Source organism: Sphingopyxis sp. LC363 (assembly GCF_000756385.1).
Lineage (GTDB): Bacteria > Pseudomonadota > Alphaproteobacteria > Sphingomonadales > Sphingomonadaceae > Sphingopyxis.
Map to the genome: position 1 here is coordinate 15,834 of NZ_JNFC01000011.1, position 17,036 is coordinate 32,869.

Below are 17,036 nucleotides of genomic sequence, written 5' to 3' on the forward strand. Positions count from 1 at the left end.
CGTCAGCCGCTCTTGGCGAGGGCATAGTCCTGCGTACCGCGGGTGATCACCGCATCGCCGGGCAAGATGTCGGCGATCGGGATCGGCGGCAGCGCGGCGTTGGCGGCGTAGAGCGGCGCAAAATCGGTGTTCACCGTCGTGCTCAGCAGCTGGTCGAGGCTGTCGATGACAAAATAATTCTGCTGGAAATCATCGATCCGGTAGTCGGTGCGCATCACGCGCGCGAGGTCGAAGCCGATGCGGTTCGGGCTGTCCGAATCGAGCGCGAAGACGCTTTCGGCGAAGGACGAGACGATGCCCGCGCCATAGATGCGCAAGGCTCCCGCCTCGCGGATCAGGCCGAATTCGACCGTATACCAGTAAAGCCGCGCGAGTTGCTTCAGCGCATCGAATTTAAGGCTGCGCAGCCCGCCTTCGCCATAGGCGACCATATAGTCGGCGAAGACCGGGTCGGCGAGCATCGGGACGTGGCCGAAGACGTCGTGGAAGACGTCGGGTTCCTGGAGGTAATCAAGCTGTTCGGGCGTGCGGATGAAATTGCCCGCGGGAAAGCGCCGGTTCGCGAGATGGTCAAAAAACACATCGTCGGGGACGAGGCCGGGCACCGCGACGACCTGCCACCCCGTCGCCGCCGTCAGGCGCGCATTGAGTTCGCGATAATCGGGAATGCCCGGCTTTTCGAGGCGCAGCACGTCGATGCCGCGCAGAAAGGCTTCGGACGCGCGGCCGGGCAGCATCTCCGACTGGCGCGCGAAGAGGCGATCCCACATCGCATGTTCGTCGGCGGTGAAAGCGTCCCAATCTTGCGGAATCGTCCAGTCGGCCGCGGCGCCCGGCGGCGGCGTGTCGTGGACGTGGGTAAACTGGCTTTCCATAGGACAGCTTCTATCATCAATATGGTTTCAAGTGAAACTTTATTCTCCGATCTCCACGACCTGCGTCGCGAGGCGATCGACCTCGGCGCGGTCGTGGCTGACATAGAGGATCGGCAGTTTGAGTTCGTCGCGAATCCGCTCGATCACCGCCATGATATCCCCCCGTCGCGCCGCGTCGAGCGAGGACAAGGGCTCGTCCATCAACAGGATTTCGGGACCCGCGAGCAACGCGCGGCCGATCGCGACGCGCTGCGCCTCGCCGCCCGACAGGCTTTGCGGCCAGCGGTCGAGGAGGTGGTCGATTCCCAGGAAGCGCGTCGCTTCGTCGAGGCTCATCCAGCGGTTCGCGGGCGGCGCGAGATCGAGGCCATAGACGAGATTCGCGCGGACGCGGCGATGCGGGAAGAGCCGGCCGTCCTGAAAGACATAGCCGACGCGGCGCGCCTCGGGCGGCAGGTCTGTGGCGCTGTCGAACAAGGTGCGGTCGCCGATGCGGATATGCCCGCGATCGGGGCGGAGCAGCCCCGCGACCATGCCCAGGATACTCGTCTTGCCGGCCCCCGACGGGCCGAAGAGCGCGGTCAGCCCCGGGCCGGCGGTAAAGCGCGCGGCGATGACCCGGTCGCCGAGGCGGCGCGATATGTCGATATCAATCGCCACGGCGCTGCCTTTCGCCATGGGTGCGGCGGACGAGCCATTCGGAGAGAATCAGCGCACCGAGCGAGAGCAAAACCGACAGCAGCGCAAGCCGCGTCACCATCGCCTCGCCCCCCGGCACCTGCAGCGCCGAATAGATGGCTAGCGGCAAGGTGCGCGTCTCGCCCGGGATGTTCGAGACGAAGGTGATCGTCGCGCCGAACTCGCCAATCGAGCGCGCGAAGCCAAGCACGAGCGCGGCGAGAATGCCGGGGAGCGCGAGCGGCAGGCTGATCGTGCGGAAGGCATGCCAGCGCCCCGCGCCCAATGTGCGCGCCGCGCCCTCGAGCCGCCGGTCGATCCCCTCGATCGACAGCCGCATCGCGCGCACCATCAGCGGCAGCGCCATGATCGCCGCGGCGAGCGCGGCGCCGGTCCAGCGGAACATCAAGGTCGCGCCGAACCAGCTTTCGAGCCAGCGGCCCGCGGGGCCGAGCGGGCCGAAGGCAATGAGCAGCAGCCAGCCGGTGACGACGGGCGGCAGGACGAGCGGCAGGTGAACGAGCCCGTCGAGGATCACGCGCCCCGGGAAACGGTAGCGCGCGAGAACCCACGCAAGGCCGAAGGCGACAGGAAGCGTCGCGAGCACCGCGAGGCCGCCGACCTTCAGCGACAGCGCGACGATCCCCCACTCTTCGGCGGATAGCATCAGGGCGCCGAAAAGCCGTGGCGAGCGAAGATGGCGCGGCCCTGTTTCGAGAAGAGAAAGGTGCGGAAGGCGGCCGCATCCTTGTGGCGCGATGCCTTGAGCAGCGCGACCGGGTAGCGGATCGGCGGATGGCTGGTCGCGGGGAAGGTGCCCGCGACGCGCACCGCTTTCGACGCGCGTGCGTCGGTCGCATAGACGATGCCCAGCGGCGCGGCGCCGCGCTCGACGAGCGCCAGCGCGGCGCGGACGTTTTCGGCAGGCGCGACCTTTGCGACAACGCCGGTCCAGACGCCAAGACGGCTCAGCGCGGCCTTCGCATATTTGCCCGCCGGCACCGCATCGGGGTCGGCGAGCGCGAGGCGGCCGGTGCCGAGTGCTCTTGCGAGCGGGAAGCCGCGCGCGATCGTCAGCTTTGTCCGGCTCGCCGCGGGGGCGATCAGCACGAGGCGGTTGCCGAGCAAGGTCGCGCGCGTTCCCGCACGCAGCATGCCCGCTTTCGCCACCGCATCCATCCACGGTTCGTCGGCCGACAGGAAGAGGTCGGCGGGCGCGCCCGCGATCACCTGTCGCGCAAGCGCCGACGAGGCCGCGAAGGAGAGGACGGGTTTAGCGTGACCCTTCGCCGCCCAGGCGTTCGCCGCTTCCGTGAGCGATTCCTGCAGGCTTGCCGCCGCAAGCACCACCGGTCCGCGCTCCTGTGCGATCGCGGCGGGCGTCAGCAACAAGGCGAAGAGCAGCGCGAACAGGTGGAGGAAACGGGCCATCGGCAAAGCTATAGCGCCCTCACCCACCCGGCGAAAGCGGCGCGCGCAGCCGGATATGGCGGTAGCCACGGGCGATCTCGCCGCGGCCTTCAAGGCAGCGGAGCGCGGCGCCGAGCGTCACGCGCGAGACGCCGAGCAGGTCGGCAAGTTGCTGCTGCGTCGAGCGAATCGTCCGGCCGTCGGGCGCGTCGGCGGCCATCGCCGCGAGCAGACGCCGCAGTCGTTCGGCGGTCGGCAGCCGCCGTTCGGCGTCGATGATGTCGAGCGATACCGCAAGCTGGCGCCCCAGGCTGCGCAGCAACAGTTCGGCCCACCCGACATCCTCCTGCATCAGCCGGCGGAGCAGCGGGCGATCGATGGCGACCAGCCGCGCAGGGCCGCTGGCGATCGCATCGACCTGCCGCTCCAAGCCGGTGAAGAAAGCGAGTTCGCCGAAAATGTCGCCGGGCCCGAGCACCGCGAAGGCGGTGAAGGCACCATCCTCGGCATAGCGGCCGACGAGCACATGCCCCTCGATCACCGCCCAGAAGGCGTCGCCCGGATCGCCCTGATGCTGGACGAACTGGCCGTCGACGAAACCGCGCGGCTCGCGCGCCGCGAGCAGACGGTCGCGTTCCTCGCCAGCGAGGCGGGTGCGCTCGGCAAGTGCCAATTGATAAGATCTTTGCATTTCTGTCGCCGCTTTTGCGACACGATGCGCGCAATAACAAGCGGCGAGACCGCGAAGGGAGATTGAGGATGCACCTGACCACCGCCCAGTCGAGCGCGATCGTCGCGGCGATCTATCTCGGCTTCTGCCTGATCGAGCTGATCCGCACGCGCTTGTTCGCGAAGGGCGAGCAATCGCGCCACGACGGGATCATCGAGATCGTCAGCACCTTCATGCTGCTGATCGTCACCCAGCCGGCGATCCTGCTGGTCGTCGGCGCGCTCGGTCACCGTTTCTTTCCGCACTATGAAGGCGCGCTCGCGGACATCCCCTTCCTCGCCGCGCTTGCGCTCTTCCTCGTCTTTGAGGATATGATGCAATATTGGTGGCACCGCGCGAGCCACAGCTTCGCCTGGCTCTACAATTTGCACCGCGCGCACCACAACGCGCGCTATATGAGCGTGCGCCTCGTCTACCGGAACAACATCATCTATTATGCGATGATGCCGAGCATCTGGTTCGCGGGGGTGCTCGTCTATCTCGGGCTCGGCTGGTTCTATGCCGGCTATCTGGTGGTCAAGATGGCGGTGATCATCGGCGCGCACAGCGATGTCGCGTGGGACGCCCCGCTCTACCGGATCAAGGCGCTGTCGCCGCTGATGTGGGTGGTCGAACGCACGATCAGCACGCCGGCGACGCACCACGCGCATCACGGTCGCCACGCCGACGACCCGGCGGTGAATTACAAGGGCAATTTCGGAAATCTGCTCTTCTTCTGGGACGTCTTGTTCGGCACCGCGAAGATCACGCGGCATTATCCGCAAAGCTATGGCGTCGAAAATCTGCCGCCCGCGACGCTGGGACAGCAATTGCTGTGGCCGATCTTTCCCGAGAACAGGGATATGGACGCGCGCATTCCCGGCGCCGTGCCGTCGGCGCCGAGCGTGGCCGCTACGTCTTAGGTGGTGACGCCGAGCCAGCGCGCGGCGCGCGGCAGGCGGGGTAGCAACAGCCGTTCGGCGATCCAGAGCAGGATCAGCGAGGCGGCGAGCAAGGGCAGCAACGCGGCGAGCAGCAGGATGATCGCTGCGACGCCGCGGAGCCGCGCCGGGTCGCGCGCCGCCGGCGGCGCGCCCAGCGTCCCTTCGGGCTTGCGGCGGCGCCACATCAAAAAGCCCGAGACCGTGAGCGTAAACAGCGCGAGCGCGGTCAGGGCGCCGATCAGCTGGTTGATGCGGCCGAACAGCTGGCCTTCGTGCCAGGCGATGCCGATGTTCACGACGCGGTCGATGACATGCTTGTCGGCGAAGCCGCTGCGCGCGACCTCGGCGCCGGTCGCGGGATCGTAGCTGATCTTGCGCACCAGCGGCCGGTTCTGCGTCTGCGTGGTCAGCGTCCATGTGTCGCCGTTCGGCGGTCCGAAAAGATTAGGCGCGCCCGGCGGCTGGACGATCGCGGGGGCGGGCATATGTTCGGCGCGCGCGCGTTCGACGATGCGGGCGAGCGGGATTGCCGGGGTCGTGTGCGCCGAATGATCGACCATCGCTTCATGATCGTGCGCGGCGTGCGGGTCCACACCGCCCTTCCAGTCTTGCACCCCCGACACCCAGCCCATTTCGGCGCGGATTGTACGAAAACCACTCGCCCAGACATCGGTCCACGGCAGCGCGGTGAACAGCAGGACGAGCGCGAGGCCCGAGACCCAGAAGCCGGTGACGGCGTGAAGGTCGCGCAGCGCGGTGCGTGCGCCGAGCGACAGGCGCGGCCACACCACCCCCGCGAGCCCGCGCCCGCGCGGCCACCAGAGATAAAGGCCGGTCAGGATCATCACGATCGCCCAGCTCGCGGCAAGCTCGACCAGCAGGCTGCCCGCGCGGCCGATCAGCAGGCTGCCGTGGATCGCCGACAGCCACGCCGATAGGCGCCGCTCGGGATCGGTCGAGCCGATCACCCGGCCCCGCGGCGAGACCGCGACGTCGCGCATCGTGCCGTTCGGCAGGCCGAGGTGAACGACCGCGGCGTCGCCGGGCGCTTCGGCTATGCGGTAATAATGAACGCTGGCGCCCGGAAAATCGGCGAGTGCGGCGGCGACCTGCGCGTCGGCGTCGACCGCGCCCGCGGTGGGCAACCCGCGCCACGCGCGCTCCTCCCACCGGTCGAGATCGGGCTTGAACAGGTAGGCGGCGCCCGTCGCCGACAGGATGAGGATGAAGGGAATGACGAACAGCCCGGCATAAAAATGCCAGCGCCAGATCGTGCGATAGAGCGGGACTGGGTTGCTGTCGGTCATCCCCCGCCCTCCTAGAACCGCGCGCGGATGCCGGCGGAGACCGCGCGGCGTTCGACCGGGTAATAGATCGCCGAGGTGGGCGTCACCGCGATCGCCGCGCTGATGTCGCCGATCGCCTTTTGGCTGGTGATGTTGCGGACATCGACGAAGGCGTCGATGCCGCCGGCGATCGTCGCGCCGCCGGTCACGCCGATCAGCGCATAGCCCGGGGTCGACACCCGGTTGCGGTAATCGGCGAAGGGACCATCGGGCACCCATTCGAGGTTCGGCGCGACGTGCAGCGCATCGGTTCCGATCCGCAGTTCGGCGCGATAGACGTGCTTCGGCACGACCGGCAGGCGATTGTTGCCGAATTGCGCGTCACCCCGGAAGCGGAAGTTGCTGTAGGTGTAAACTTGGCGCAGCTTCAACCACTCTGCCACTTGCACCTCGAGCGCCGCCTCGACGCCTTCGTGGAGCGTGCTGCCGGCGTTGAAGGTCGACGCCGGAATGTCGGGGCCGATGTCGAATTGCAGCAATTCGCCTTTGATCGTCGACCGGTAATAGGTGACATCCCAGCGCAGCACCCCTCTCTTGCCGCGCGTCCCGACCTCGGCCGTCCACGCGCGCTGCGCGTCGAGCGGGACGAAGGCGGCGACCTGCCCCAATTCGATGAATCCCGGAAATTCGACCGACCGGCTGTAGTTGGCGTAAACCTGCGCCCCCGCCACGGGTTCCAACAACAGGCCGATCTTGGGCGAGAATGCGTCGAAATCGGCGTGCCCGACCGTGCCGTTCTGCGCCGGCGCGGAAGCGTTGAAGTTCATCGTCTGCCGCCGCTTTCCGTCGGCGTAGATGCCGCCCGCGATCAGCGTGAGCATCGGCACGGGGCGGACGCGGACTTCGCCATAGAGCGATGCCGCGCGGGCATGCTGGTCGGCGTTCACGCGCAGCGCGCCGCGCTTGCCGCCTTGATTGACAAAGCGCTTTGCCCGGATGTCGCCGACGCGCAACTCGCCGCCCAGCGTGGCTTCGACTATGCCGCCGGCGTAATGGAGACGGAAATAGCCGCCGCGATCGAGGCCCTCCTGATCGACCAGCTCGAAGATCGGATGGTAGAGCGACTTGGCGTTGACGAAGGCGCCGACGTCGAGCTTCACCGCGCCCCAGTCGAAGCGCGTCCGGTTCTGGATGCGGATCGAATCGATGTCGCGCCCATGGTCGCCTGCGAGCGTCCCCGCGGTCGCGAGGCGCGGCGTGGTCAGCGCCTGTTCCATCGTCAGCGCGCTCGGGATCTGCTGATCGATATTGTTGAAGCTGACATAGAGGCGGTTCGACACCACCTCGCTCAACTGCATGCCGACATTGCCGTTGAAGCGAAAACTGCGGCGCTTCGCATGATCGCGGTCGCCGTCCGACGTATCGGCGCTGATCGCGCCCCATGCGTCGATCGCGCCGCTCGCGACGCCCGCCGAGACGAGCCCGCGCAGGCTATCGAGGCTGCCGGCGTCGGCACGCAGATAGACGCCCTCGGCCGTACGTCCGGTCGGCGTCACGCCGTTGATCACGCCGCCGAGCGTGACCGATCCGAAGCGCAGCGCGTTGGCGCCGCGATAGACCTCGAGATGGTCGAAGAAGATCGGTTCGAGTTCCTGGAAATCGCCATTGTCGTCGGCGAGGTTGATCGGCACCCCGTCCTGCAGCAGCGTCAGCCCGCGCATATGATAGCCACGCGACAGGCCCGAGCCGCGGATCGAGATGCGCACCTCCTGCCCGTAGCGCGGCTGGAGATAGACGCCGGGCGAAAAGGCGAGGGTGTCGCGCAGGCTGACGATCGACTTGTCGGCATAATCTTCATGGCCGACGACGTCGGTGCCGCCGGCGGTTTTTGCGGCGCGCTCCTCGGCTTCGTTCGTGAGCTGCGGCGCGGTGACGATGATCGTCGAGTCGGCTTCTTCGGCGCGGACGGGACCGGCGGCGAGACAGGTTGCGAGCGCCAGCAAGGGCGCCGCTTGATAGGCATATTTGGTCATTGGAAATTTCTTCCCCGGAAACAGGCATGGGGGGGCCGCGCACAGGGCTGGCGCGACGACATATATCGTCATCCCGGCGGAGGCCGGGATCTCGACGCCGCGTCAGAGCGCGAGGGCGAGACCCCGGCCTTCGCCGGGGTGACCGAATTTTATGTCAGAGAAGGTGGTCCCGTACTCGGGGGAAGCGGCGATGCGACGCCCGGCGCGAAACCGAGCGATGATAGCGCGACGGGCGCGGGCTCGGCGGCAAGCGGCGCTGCGGCGAGCACCGGCAGATCGGGGACGATCGGCGCATTCGCGAGCGCGCCCCACGGGCAATGCTGCTGTGTTTCGCCGGCGTCGTGGCTTCCCGCCTTCTCAAGCGGGATCGTCATCGTGCCGCCAGGATTGGCGGGATCCGAACAGATGCGCACGGTGATCGACCCGCCGGCATCGCTCTCGATCATCCAGCCCGGCGCGACGAGCACCCGCGCAGCAAGCGCGAGGAGCAGCGGCACGAGCAGCAGGATGCCGGGACGGCGAAAGGCGGCGAGCAGGCCCACGCGCCGCGCCTTATGGCGCGCGCGCGATGCTGGCAAGCGGACAGATTGCCCCACTGCACCGGCGTTATGGACCCTGGATCAAGTCCGGGGCGACGAGGGGGTTGCTTATCCCGCCGCTTCCACGATCTTCGCCCATTCAGCTTCATCAATCACGCGGATGCCGAGTGCGCTCGCCTGCTTGAGCTTCGACCCCGCGCCGGGGCCCGCGACGACGAGGTCGGTCTTGGCGCTCACCGACCCCGCGGCCTTGGCACCGAGCGCCTCGGCCTGCGCCTTCGCTTCGTCGCGGCTCATCGTCTCTAACTTGCCGGTGAAGACGACGGTCATCCCCGACACCTCGCTCTCGCGCGTCTCGACGACGTAAAGCGGCGGCGCGACTTCGGAGAGGAGGTCGTCCCACAGCGCCTGATTGTGCGGTTCGTGGAAGAAATCGGCGAGCGCCTCGGCGACAGCGGGGCCGATGCCATCGGCGCGGACCTCAAGGATCGCCTTAAACGCCTCGACCTTGCGCGTCGTATATTTGCCGTCGGATTCGCCCTCCCCTTGCGGGTTCGCTTCCAGATAGGCGTGTATTTCGGCCGCCTTTTCGGGGAGCCGCTTTATGTCGCCCAGCCCCTTGAGCAGGTCGCGCGCGGTCACCGCGCCGACGTGGCGGATCCCGAGCCCGAAGAGCAGCCGCGCGGCATCGGGTTCGCGCTTCGCCTCGATCGCGGCGAAGAGATTGTCGACCGACTTTTCCTTCCACCCCTCGCGCCCGAGCAGCTCGTCGCGATGCGTCTTGAGGCGGAAGATGTCGGCGGGCCCCTTGTCGAGCCAGCCGAGCTCCAGAAACTCGGCGATGCTCTTTTCGCCGAGCCCCTCGATATCGAGCGCACCGCGGCTGACGAAGTGGCGCAGCCGCTCGAATTTCTGCGCGTTGCAGATGAGGCCGCCGGTGCAGCGCACATCGACCTCGCCCTCCTCGGCGACCGCTTCACTGTTGCACACCGGGCAATGGTCGGGAAAGACGAAGGGCGCGCGATCCTTCTCGCGGGTCAGATTTTCGACGACTTGCGGGATCACGTCGCCCGCGCGCTGGATGACGACGCGGTCGCCCGGGCGCACGCCGAGCCGGCCGATCTCGTCGCGGTTGTGGAGCGTGACGTTCGACACCACCACGCCGCCGACGGTGACGGGGGTAAGCCGCCCGACGGGGGTAAGCTTGCCGGTGCGGCCGACCTGGATGTCGATGGCCTCGATCGTCGTCTGCGCGCGTTCGGCGGGGAATTTATGCGCGATGGCCCAGCGCGGCGCCTTGGCGACGAAGCCCAGCCTTTGCTGCCAGTCGAGCCGGTCGACCTTGTAGACGACGCCGTCGATGTCATAGTCCATCTCGGCGCGGCGGCGCTCGATTTCGGCATAATGGGCAAGGACGGCGTCGACGCTCTCGAAGCGGTTGAGCAGCGGCGAGACCGGGACGCCCCAGCCCTCGATCGCCTTCATCGCATCATATTGGGTGTCGGCGGGAAGCGCGCCGACCTCGCCCCAGCCGTGCGCGAAGAAGCGCAGCGGGCGCGATGCGGTGACGCTGGCGTCCTTCTGGCGGAGCGAGCCCGCGGCGGCGTTACGCGGGTTGGCGAACTGGCGAACCGCGGCGGGATCGAAATCCTGTTCGCGCTGTGCCGCGAGGGCCCTGCCCTCCTCCATCAATCGCGCGTTGAGCGCCACGAAGTCGGTCTTCGCCATATAGACTTCGCCGCGGATCTCGAAAACGTCGGGTGCATCTCCGTTCAGTTCCTGCGGGATGTCGGCGATGTGACGGACGTTAGCGGTGACATCTTCACCGACGCTGCCGTCGCCACGCGTCGCGGCCTGCACCAGCTTTCCCGTTTCATAGCGCAGCGAGCAGGAGAGGCCGTCGATCTTGTCCTCGGCGGTCAGTACGACCACCTCATCGGCGCCCAAGTTGAGGAAGCGCCGGACGCGCGCCACGAATTCTTCGACATCTTCGGCCGCAAAGGCGTTGTCGAGGCTCATCATGCGCACCGCATGCGTCACCTTGGCGAGCGGCGACGCTTCGACCGCGGCGCCGACGAGCCGGTTCGGGCTGTCGACGCGGATCAGGTGCGGGAAGGCATTCTCGATTTCATTGTTGCGGCGGACGAGCGCGTCATATTCGGCGTCCGAAATCTCTGGCGAATCCTCGGCATGATAGAGTTTGTTATGGTGGGCGATCTGCTTCGCCAGCCGCATCAATTCATTGGCAGCCTCGGCCTCGGAAAGCGATTCGATTTCGGTCATGCACCGGCCTTTGCCACCGGCCTGAATTCGGCGCGAGTACCAAATCCAGCAATAAGCGATCGCCCTTTGGCGATCGCCGCCTGCACCGCGGGGAGCTTTAGCGAGGCGGTGTGCGCCGCCTTGCTGTCCCACAGCTCGACGATCCAGATCGCGTCGGGGTTCGCGCTGTCCTCGCCGATCAGATAGGCGATATTGCCGGGCATTTTGTCCGTCCCTTCGCCAAGGATCGCGACCAGTTCGGCCCGCTTTCCCGGCTGCGCCATCATCTGGCCGAGCAAGCCATATTGCGGATCGGCTTCTTCCATCTTGGCCTCCAATGCGCAGAGTTTCGTCGCGGGGAGCAGGGCCGCCGCCATCGCCAGCAGTGCCGCGAGATGCTCGCGCCGGTTCATTTGGCGATCACCAGTACATGCACCTGACGCCGGATACGGAAACCGAGCGACTCGTAAAGCGCAATCGCGCCCGCATTGTCGGCATAGCTGTGCAGGAACGGCGTTTCGCCGCGCGCGACCATCGCGCGCATGACATGGCCGATCAGCGCCCGCGCAAGGCCGCGGCCGCGGCAGTCTTCCCAGGTCGCGACACCGCTGACCTCGGCCATGCCGGGGACAAGGATGCGCTGCCCCGCCATCGCGAGCAAGCGGCCGTTTTCGCGGATGCCGAAGAAAGGACCGTAAAGATGCGTCTTCGGCCCCCATGGGCCGGGCTTCGCATGCTCGGCGAGCGCGGCCATTTCGGTCGCGTCCGCCTCGCCGAGCGCGAGGATCGCCGATTCGCCATCGCGCGGCACGGGCGGCGGGCCCTCAGCAACCATCTGCGCAAGCACCGCGCGCTTCACCTCGCGCGTACCATCGGGCACCGGCCAAGGCTCGCCCTCGACGATCCAGAGTTCACCATCGTCGGGTACCAATGCGGCCAGCGCCGCCTGCGCCGCGGCGCCGGTATCGGCCGCGACCCCGAACACGCCATAGCCGCGATCGATCCTGAGCGCCCGCGCGTCTCCTTCGGCCAGATGCGCCTGCCGTCCGGTGAGCATCGACCGGATCGGGCGATCGAGCGGATGCGCCGTCACGCCGCGACGTCCAGCAGCCGCTCGGCCTGCGCGCGCGCTTCCTCGGTGACCTCTGCCCCCGACAACATGCGCGCGATTTCCTCGCGGCGGCCGGCGTCGTCGAGCGTATGGACGCTGGTGCGCGTGACCGTGCCTTCGCTCGATTTGGCGATGATGAAGTGGAAGGCGCCTTTGGCCGCGACCTGCGGACTGTGCGTGACCGCGAGCAATTGCTTGCCCGCGCCCGCGAGCCTTGCCAGCCGTTCGCCGATCGCGCTGGCGACGGCGCCGCCGACGCCGCGGTCGATTTCGTCGAAGATGATCGTGTCGGCCCCGCCCTCTTCGGCGAGCGCGACCTTCAATGCGAGGATGAAGCGCGAGAGTTCGCCGCCCGACGCGATCTTCGCGAGGGGTGCGAAAGGCGCGCCGGGGTTGGTCGAGATGAGAAATTCGACGCGGTCGATCCCATCGGCGCCCCAGCGTTCGGCGGGCAGCCGTTCGATGGCGGTCTGGAATCGCGCGGCGTCGAGCTTGAGCGGGACGAGTTCGCCCGCGACCGCGACGTCGAGGCGCGCTGCGGCCTTGGCGCGCTGGTCGGACAGCGCGGTCGCCGCATGGGTGTATGCGGCGGCGGTCTCGGCAACCGCAGCTTCGAGTTTCGCGAGCCCCGCGCTGCCGCCCTCGATCGCGTCGAGCCGCGCGGCGAGTGTGCCGGTGAGTTCGGCGAGTTCGTCGGGCTGGACGTTATGTTTGCGCGCCATCGCGCGCAGTTCGAACAAGCGCGTCTCGGTCGCCTCGAGCCGCTCGGGATCATATTCCATCGCGCGCGCGGCTTCGTTGAGCTTCGTTTCGGCCTCGTCGGCCTCGATGATCGCACGGTCGAGCCCCGCGAGCGCCTCGGCGAGCAGCGGGTGATCGCCCGCGAGCCGGTCGAGCCGTCGCGCCGCGCCGCGCAGCAGCGCCGGGCCGCCCGCGCTGCCGTCGAAGGCCTCGAGAATCGCGCCGAGATCGCCCGCGATTCGCTCTCCCTTCTGCATCGCGGCGCGCGCTTCGGCGAGTTCGGCTTCCTCGCCCGGCTGGGGTGCGAGCGCCTGCAGTTCGGCAACGCAATGTTCGAGCCATTCGCGGTCGCGCTCGGCTTCGGAAATCGCGGCGCGCGCGGCGGCGAGCTTGTCCTCGGCGGCGCGCCACGCCGCATGGGCGGCCGCCACGGCGCCGGTGTCGGCACGCGCATAGGCGTCGAGCAAGGCGCGATGCCCGGCGGGTGCGAGTAGGCCGCGGTCGTCGTGCTGGCCGTGGATTTCAACCAGATAGCTGCCGACTTCGCGCAGCAACGCCGCCGAACAGGGCTGGTCGTTCAGGAAGGCGCGGCTGCCGCCGTCGGCCTTCAATGTCCGGCGGATCAGCAGCGGCTCGCCCGCCTCCGGCGCGATCTCATTATCGGCGAGCAGCACCGCGAGCGGCGTATCCGCCGCGGGCGGGGTGAAGCTGGCAGTCACCTGTGCCTTGTCGCTACCCTGCCGAACCAGCGCGCTGTCGGCGCGCGCGCCGAGCGCGAGACCCAGCGCATCGAGCAGAATCGACTTGCCCGCCCCCGTTTCGCCGGTGAGCACGCCGAGCCCCGCCTCGAAATCGAGGTCGAGCCGTTCGATGAGAACGATATTGGCGATGGACAGCGCCGTCAGCATGCCCCGCCCTTACCGCAGAACAAAGGCAGAATCTATTCCCGGCGCGATCACGCGCTGGGTGCGTGCCTCTGCATCAGCTTGTAGGCGCGTTCGTACCATTCATTGCCCGGATAATTGGCGCCGAGCACGGCTGCCGACTTTTTCGCCTCGACGGGAATGCCGAGGGCGAGATAGCATTCGGTCAGGCGATAGAGCGCCTCGGGCGCGTGGCTGGTCGTCTGATATTTGTCGACGACCTCCCGGAAACGGATCGATGCCGCGAGCCAGTTCGAGCTGCGCTGGTAGAAACGGCCGATCTCCATTTCCTTGCCCGCGAGATGGTCCTGCACCAGATCGACCTTCAGCCGCGCATCGGCAGCATAGCGGCTGTCGGGATAGCGGCGAATCACCTCGCCGAGCGCGGCGCGCGCCTGCTGGGTGATCTTCTGATCGCGTGTGACGTCGCTGATCTGCTCATAATAGGAAATGCCGATCAGATAATAGGCGTATGGCGCGTCCTTGTTGCCCGGGTGGATCGCGAGGAAGCGCTGCGCGGCCTCGATCGCCGGCGTATATTCGCGGTCCATATAATAGCTGAACGAACTCATCAGCTGTGCACGGCGCGCCCAGGGCGAATAGGGGTGCTGACGTTCGACCTCGTCGAACAGCGCCGCAGCCAGCCCATATTGCTTGCGGTCGAGCCGGTCCTGCGCCGCGCGGTACAGCGTATTGACGTCACGTGCGACGTAACGCGTATCCTTCTTGACCCCGCCGCCACCGGCGCAGGCCGCCAGCATCGGAGTGATCACGAGAGCGGCGGCGAGCAGGCGCGTCGTGACGCGCAAGGAGGAACGCTGAGTCATGCGCGCGGTATAGCCACAGCGCGCATGAACGCAAAATAAATGATGGGGGCTCGGCGCAGCTTTACGGCGCCTTGACCACGCAACCCTGCGGCACGCTGGCCGGCGCCGGCACGCGGCGCGCAGTCTTGATCGTCACCTGCGGTTCGAGCATCTGGCCGACCATCACACCTTCGCCCGCAGTGGGCGAAATCGGGGCGTTGAAAATCGCCTCGGCCACCTCGGCGCCGGCCACCATTTCGCCGAACACCGCGAAACCCGCGCCGTCGCCGCCCACCGCATCGGCATCGAAACCCTTGATGTCGGAGAGGAGCAGGAAGAAATCGCTCGTCGCGTCGCCGGGGTTGAGCCGCGCCATCGACAGCGCGCCCTTGCAGTTGGTGAGGCCGGTCGTCGTCGTCGGCTCGTGCGCGATCGGAGGGAAGTTCAGGCGCGCGTCGCCGCGATTGCCCGCTTGGATCAGCTGGTTCGCCGGCCCCCAGCTTTTCGTCGAGCGGTAGAATTTGAACCCGTCGAGCCGTTTCGCGTCGACGTAGCGGAGAAAGTTGGCGGCGGTGACGGGCGCACGCTTGTTCTCGACCCGCACGGTGATCGTGCCGAGATCGGTAACGAGCGCGACATAAGGCCGCGTGTCGGCTTCGACGACCGGAGTGACGAGCGCCGGAACGGGCGGGACCGGCGGCGGCAATTGCGTCGCCTGCGGCGGTACGGGGGTCGATTGGGCGGCGAGCGCGAGCGCGGTGAGGAGGGTCAGCATAAACCGATCATAAGCGCAATCGCGCCGCCGATGCGAGCGGTTTTGCGAGCCGACGTCCGCCCCGCCGGACGCCAGCCGGCGGTTGGAAAAGCGCGCGAGGCAGGCTAGGCACGCTTCGCCCGCTCCCGAACGATCAAGGTACAGACGCGATGGACGAGACGCCGAACCGCAAAGCCGAACCCGCCGCGGACCGCCCGTCCTCGACGGCGACCGAGTTGGGCTCGCGTTTCCTGCGCTACCTGCCCTTCATCACCATCGCGCATTTCGTGATCGGACTGCCCGCGCTGATCGCCTCGCTCGCGCTCGCCTGGTTCGCATTCGTGCAGGCCGACGCGACGCAGAAGATGCAGACCGGCGGCGTGATGCCCTTCGTCACCTTCGGAACGAGCAATGGGGACGAGGATGGCAATCAGGATATTTCGCTGTCACTGACGAACAATGGCGTCGGCCCCGCTATCCTCGGTCCGATCGAAGTCCGCTATGAAGGCAAGCCGATCGATACGCCGGTCGAGCTCCTCAAGACCTGCTGCGCGAAAGCCGGCATGCAGGGCGTGCGCCTTTCCACCTCGCCGTCGACCGGCATTGCCGTCCGGCCCGGAGAAACCATCGAATTCGTGAGCTTTCCGCGCACTCCCGAATCCGAAAAGCTGTGGCAGACGTTCAACAAGGAGCGATGGAAGCTGAAGGTTCGTTCCTGCTATTGCTCGATCTTCAACGATTGCTGGATCACCGAAGGAATGCAGGGGCTGCCGAAGCCGGTGAACAAATGCCCGGCCAATTGGTCGCTCTATCGCGAGGACGCGGGAAAGCGGATCGGCGGGGTGGCCGCCAAATAATTCAACCAATCGGTTGACAATAAAAATTGAGACTCCATATTCAACCACATGGTTGAACATGATTCGCACAGGCTCGATACGATCTTCCACGCCCTCGGCGACACGACGCGCCGCGCGATGCTCGGCGAGCTTGCCGCCGGCGAACGGACGGTGGGTGAACTCGCCGAACCTTTTGCGATGTCGCTTGCGGCGGCATCGAAGCATATCAAAGTGCTCGAAGCCGCCGGGCTGGTCCGTCGTGACATCCGCGGCCGCACGCATGTCTGCAGCCTCGACCCCGTCCCCCTGATGCGCGCGGACCAGTGGATCGGCATCTACCGCCGCTTCTGGACCGATCGCCTCGACCTACTCGAGAAAATCCTGCGCGCCGACGATGCCGCACCGCCTCCCCCAAGAAGCCCCTCCCCGGGAAAGAAGGAGAATGACGATGACGACGATGCTTGACCAAGACCATTTCGGCACACTGGCCGAGCCCGCGACGCTGCGGATCGAGCGCCTCCTCCCCGGCCCCGCCGAACGCGTCTGGGCCTATCTGACCGACAGCGAACTGCGCCGCCAATGGCTTGCCGCAGGCGCGATGGAACAGATGGTGGGCGCGCCGGTCGAACTCGTGTGGCGCAACGACGAACTCACCGATCCGCCGGGGAAGCGGCCCGAAGGTTTCGGTGACGAGCACCGGATGACGTGCGAGATCGTCGCGATCGACGCGCCGCGCCTCCTGTCGATCAGCTGGGGCAGTACCGGCGGCGTGACCTTCACGCTCGACGAACGCGGTGACGAGGTGCTGCTCACGATCGTCCACAAGCGCATCGAGGATCCCGAAGTGCTGCTCAACGTCAGCGCCGGCTGGCACGCGCATCTCGACGTCCTCGAAGCGCGCGCGCGCGAAACGCAGGCCGCGCCGCACTGGGACAATTGGGTCCGGCTGCGCGACGCCTATGCCGAGCGGCTGTTCGGCTGATTTGCCTGCGATTCCGATGGGAAGGGCCGCGCCTGCGGCCCTTCCGCCATGGCTGGAAACGACCGGAAGCTGCCATTGAGGAAGAAAGTCCCTCCCCTTCAGGAGTATCAGGTCGATCGGTCCCCCGGACCGATCTGAAACGTCCGG

Annotated in this window: 18 protein-coding genes; 4 read left to right on the forward strand and 14 right to left on the reverse strand. The window is 67.1% G+C overall.

Features of this window, described 5'->3' with window-relative positions:
* Nucleotides 1–2: 2 nt before the first annotated feature.
* Genes phhA through FG95_RS05230 form a run of 5 tightly spaced genes read right to left on the reverse strand, consistent with a single transcriptional unit; the run spans nucleotide 3 to nucleotide 3,654 of the window.
* Nucleotides 3–875, reverse strand: coding sequence for a phenylalanine 4-monooxygenase (phhA, locus tag FG95_RS05210; protein ID WP_037554433.1), 873 nt, complete (start codon nucleotides 873–875; stop codon nucleotides 3–5).
* A gap of 39 nt (nucleotides 876–914) precedes the next feature.
* Nucleotides 915–1,535, reverse strand: a complete 621-nt coding sequence (locus tag FG95_RS05215) for a molybdenum ABC transporter ATP-binding protein (protein ID WP_037554523.1) — start codon at nucleotides 1,533–1,535, stop codon at nucleotides 915–917.
* On the reverse strand, nucleotides 1,525–2,220 hold the full coding sequence (gene modB / locus FG95_RS05220) for a molybdate ABC transporter permease subunit (protein WP_200880152.1): 696 nt from the start codon (nucleotides 2,218–2,220) through the stop codon (nucleotides 1,525–1,527). Before modB ends, FG95_RS05215 begins: the two co-directional genes overlap by 11 nt.
* A complete protein-coding gene (gene modA, locus FG95_RS05225) occupies nucleotides 2,220–2,984 on the reverse strand; it encodes a molybdate ABC transporter substrate-binding protein (protein WP_037554436.1) in 765 nt (254 codons plus the stop codon). Before modA ends, modB begins: the two co-directional genes overlap by 1 nt.
* A gap of 19 nt (nucleotides 2,985–3,003) precedes the next feature.
* The gene (locus FG95_RS05230) at nucleotides 3,004–3,654 is read right to left on the reverse strand and encodes a Crp/Fnr family transcriptional regulator (RefSeq protein ID WP_081933025.1); all 651 of its coding nucleotides are present in this window, start codon (nucleotides 3,652–3,654) and stop codon (nucleotides 3,004–3,006) included.
* A 68-nt stretch (nucleotides 3,655–3,722) separates the two neighbouring features.
* Between FG95_RS05230 and FG95_RS05235 the strand changes: the two genes are divergently transcribed.
* Nucleotides 3,723–4,595 (forward strand): sterol desaturase family protein, encoded by an 873-nt coding sequence (locus FG95_RS05235; RefSeq protein WP_037554439.1) that lies wholly within the window; start codon nucleotides 3,723–3,725, stop codon nucleotides 4,593–4,595.
* Here FG95_RS05235 and FG95_RS05240 read toward each other — a convergent pair.
* From FG95_RS05240 to FG95_RS05280, 9 genes are all read right to left on the reverse strand, one after another.
* A complete protein-coding gene (locus FG95_RS05240) occupies nucleotides 4,592–5,923 on the reverse strand; it encodes a PepSY-associated TM helix domain-containing protein (protein WP_037554443.1) in 1,332 nt (443 codons plus the stop codon). The two genes, FG95_RS05235 and FG95_RS05240, sit on opposite strands and share 4 nt — an antisense overlap.
* A gap of 11 nt (nucleotides 5,924–5,934) precedes the next feature.
* The gene (locus FG95_RS05245; RefSeq protein ID WP_037554445.1) at nucleotides 5,935–7,935 is read right to left on the reverse strand and encodes a TonB-dependent receptor family protein; all 2,001 of its coding nucleotides are present in this window, start codon (nucleotides 7,933–7,935) and stop codon (nucleotides 5,935–5,937) included.
* 149 nt (nucleotides 7,936–8,084) lie between these two features.
* Entirely contained in the window at nucleotides 8,085–8,477 is a 393-nt protein-coding gene (locus tag FG95_RS19805; protein ID WP_152567580.1) for a DUF2946 family protein, read from the reverse strand.
* A 105-nt stretch (nucleotides 8,478–8,582) separates the two neighbouring features.
* Nucleotides 8,583–10,757 carry an NAD-dependent DNA ligase LigA gene (gene ligA / locus FG95_RS05255; RefSeq protein WP_037554446.1) on the reverse strand — a complete coding sequence of 725 codons (2,175 nt, stop codon included), beginning with the start codon at nucleotides 10,755–10,757 and terminating at the stop codon, nucleotides 8,583–8,585.
* Entirely contained in the window at nucleotides 10,754–11,149 is a 396-nt protein-coding gene (locus FG95_RS05260; protein WP_037554447.1) for a putative quinol monooxygenase, read from the reverse strand. Before FG95_RS05260 ends, ligA begins: the two co-directional genes overlap by 4 nt.
* Complete coding sequence (locus FG95_RS05265; protein WP_235211468.1) at nucleotides 11,146–11,829, reverse strand: GNAT family N-acetyltransferase; 684 nt, start codon at nucleotides 11,827–11,829, stop codon at nucleotides 11,146–11,148. The genes FG95_RS05260 and FG95_RS05265 overlap by 4 nt, the downstream gene beginning before the upstream one ends.
* Nucleotides 11,826–13,496: a DNA repair protein RecN gene (recN, locus tag FG95_RS05270; protein ID WP_037554448.1), complete on the reverse strand. Its 1,671-nt coding sequence runs from the start codon at nucleotides 13,494–13,496 to the stop codon at nucleotides 11,826–11,828. The genes FG95_RS05265 and recN overlap by 4 nt, the downstream gene beginning before the upstream one ends.
* A gap of 47 nt (nucleotides 13,497–13,543) precedes the next feature.
* On the reverse strand, nucleotides 13,544–14,338 hold the full coding sequence (locus FG95_RS05275) for an outer membrane protein assembly factor BamD (RefSeq protein ID WP_037554451.1): 795 nt from the start codon (nucleotides 14,336–14,338) through the stop codon (nucleotides 13,544–13,546).
* Nucleotides 14,339–14,399: 61 nt separating this feature from the next.
* Nucleotides 14,400–15,092, reverse strand: a complete 693-nt coding sequence (locus FG95_RS05280) for a peptidylprolyl isomerase (protein ID WP_037554453.1) — start codon at nucleotides 15,090–15,092, stop codon at nucleotides 14,400–14,402.
* Between the two features lie 149 nt (nucleotides 15,093–15,241).
* Between FG95_RS05280 and FG95_RS05285 the strand changes: the two genes are divergently transcribed.
* Genes FG95_RS05285 through FG95_RS05295 form a run of 3 tightly spaced genes read left to right on the forward strand, consistent with a single transcriptional unit; the run spans nucleotide 15,242 to nucleotide 16,889 of the window.
* On the forward strand, nucleotides 15,242–15,928 hold the full coding sequence (locus tag FG95_RS05285) for a hypothetical protein (RefSeq protein WP_037554454.1): 687 nt from the start codon (nucleotides 15,242–15,244) through the stop codon (nucleotides 15,926–15,928).
* Between the two features lie 48 nt (nucleotides 15,929–15,976).
* Complete coding sequence (locus FG95_RS05290; RefSeq protein WP_037554455.1) at nucleotides 15,977–16,372, forward strand: ArsR/SmtB family transcription factor; 396 nt, start codon at nucleotides 15,977–15,979, stop codon at nucleotides 16,370–16,372.
* Entirely contained in the window at nucleotides 16,356–16,889 is a 534-nt protein-coding gene (locus FG95_RS05295; RefSeq protein WP_037554530.1) for an SRPBCC family protein, read from the forward strand. The genes FG95_RS05290 and FG95_RS05295 overlap by 17 nt, the downstream gene beginning before the upstream one ends.
* Nucleotides 16,890–17,036: the final 147 nt, after the last annotated feature.

Excerpts from the sequence above, each read along its gene's own strand:
- phhA (WP_037554433.1), bottom strand. The coding sequence starts at position 875 with ATGGAAAGCCAGTTTACCCACGTCCACGACACGCCGCCGCCGGGCGCC.
- modB (WP_200880152.1), bottom strand. The coding sequence starts at position 2,220 with ATGCTATCCGCCGAAGAGTGGGGGATCGTCGCGCTGTCGCTGAAGGTC.
- modA (WP_037554436.1), bottom strand. The coding sequence starts at position 2,984 with ATGGCCCGTTTCCTCCACCTGTTCGCGCTGCTCTTCGCCTTGTTGCTG.
- FG95_RS05230 (WP_081933025.1), bottom strand. The coding sequence starts at position 3,654 with ATGCAAAGATCTTATCAATTGGCACTTGCCGAGCGCACCCGCCTCGCT.
- FG95_RS05235 (WP_037554439.1), top strand. The coding sequence starts at position 3,723 with ATGCACCTGACCACCGCCCAGTCGAGCGCGATCGTCGCGGCGATCTAT.
- FG95_RS05240 (WP_037554443.1), bottom strand. The coding sequence starts at position 5,923 with ATGACCGACAGCAACCCAGTCCCGCTCTATCGCACGATCTGGCGCTGG.
- FG95_RS05245 (WP_037554445.1), bottom strand. The coding sequence starts at position 7,935 with ATGACCAAATATGCCTATCAAGCGGCGCCCTTGCTGGCGCTCGCAACC.
- ligA (WP_037554446.1), bottom strand. The coding sequence starts at position 10,757 with ATGACCGAAATCGAATCGCTTTCCGAGGCCGAGGCTGCCAATGAATTG.
- FG95_RS05260 (WP_037554447.1), bottom strand. The coding sequence starts at position 11,149 with ATGAACCGGCGCGAGCATCTCGCGGCACTGCTGGCGATGGCGGCGGCC.
- recN (WP_037554448.1), bottom strand. The coding sequence starts at position 13,496 with ATGCTGACGGCGCTGTCCATCGCCAATATCGTTCTCATCGAACGGCTC.
- FG95_RS05275 (WP_037554451.1), bottom strand. The coding sequence starts at position 14,338 with ATGACTCAGCGTTCCTCCTTGCGCGTCACGACGCGCCTGCTCGCCGCC.
- FG95_RS05280 (WP_037554453.1), bottom strand. The coding sequence starts at position 15,092 with ATGCTGACCCTCCTCACCGCGCTCGCGCTCGCCGCCCAATCGACCCCC.
- FG95_RS05285 (WP_037554454.1), top strand. The coding sequence starts at position 15,242 with ATGGACGAGACGCCGAACCGCAAAGCCGAACCCGCCGCGGACCGCCCG.
- FG95_RS05290 (WP_037554455.1), top strand. The coding sequence starts at position 15,977 with ATGGTTGAACATGATTCGCACAGGCTCGATACGATCTTCCACGCCCTC.
- FG95_RS05295 (WP_037554530.1), top strand. The coding sequence starts at position 16,356 with ATGACGACGATGCTTGACCAAGACCATTTCGGCACACTGGCCGAGCCC.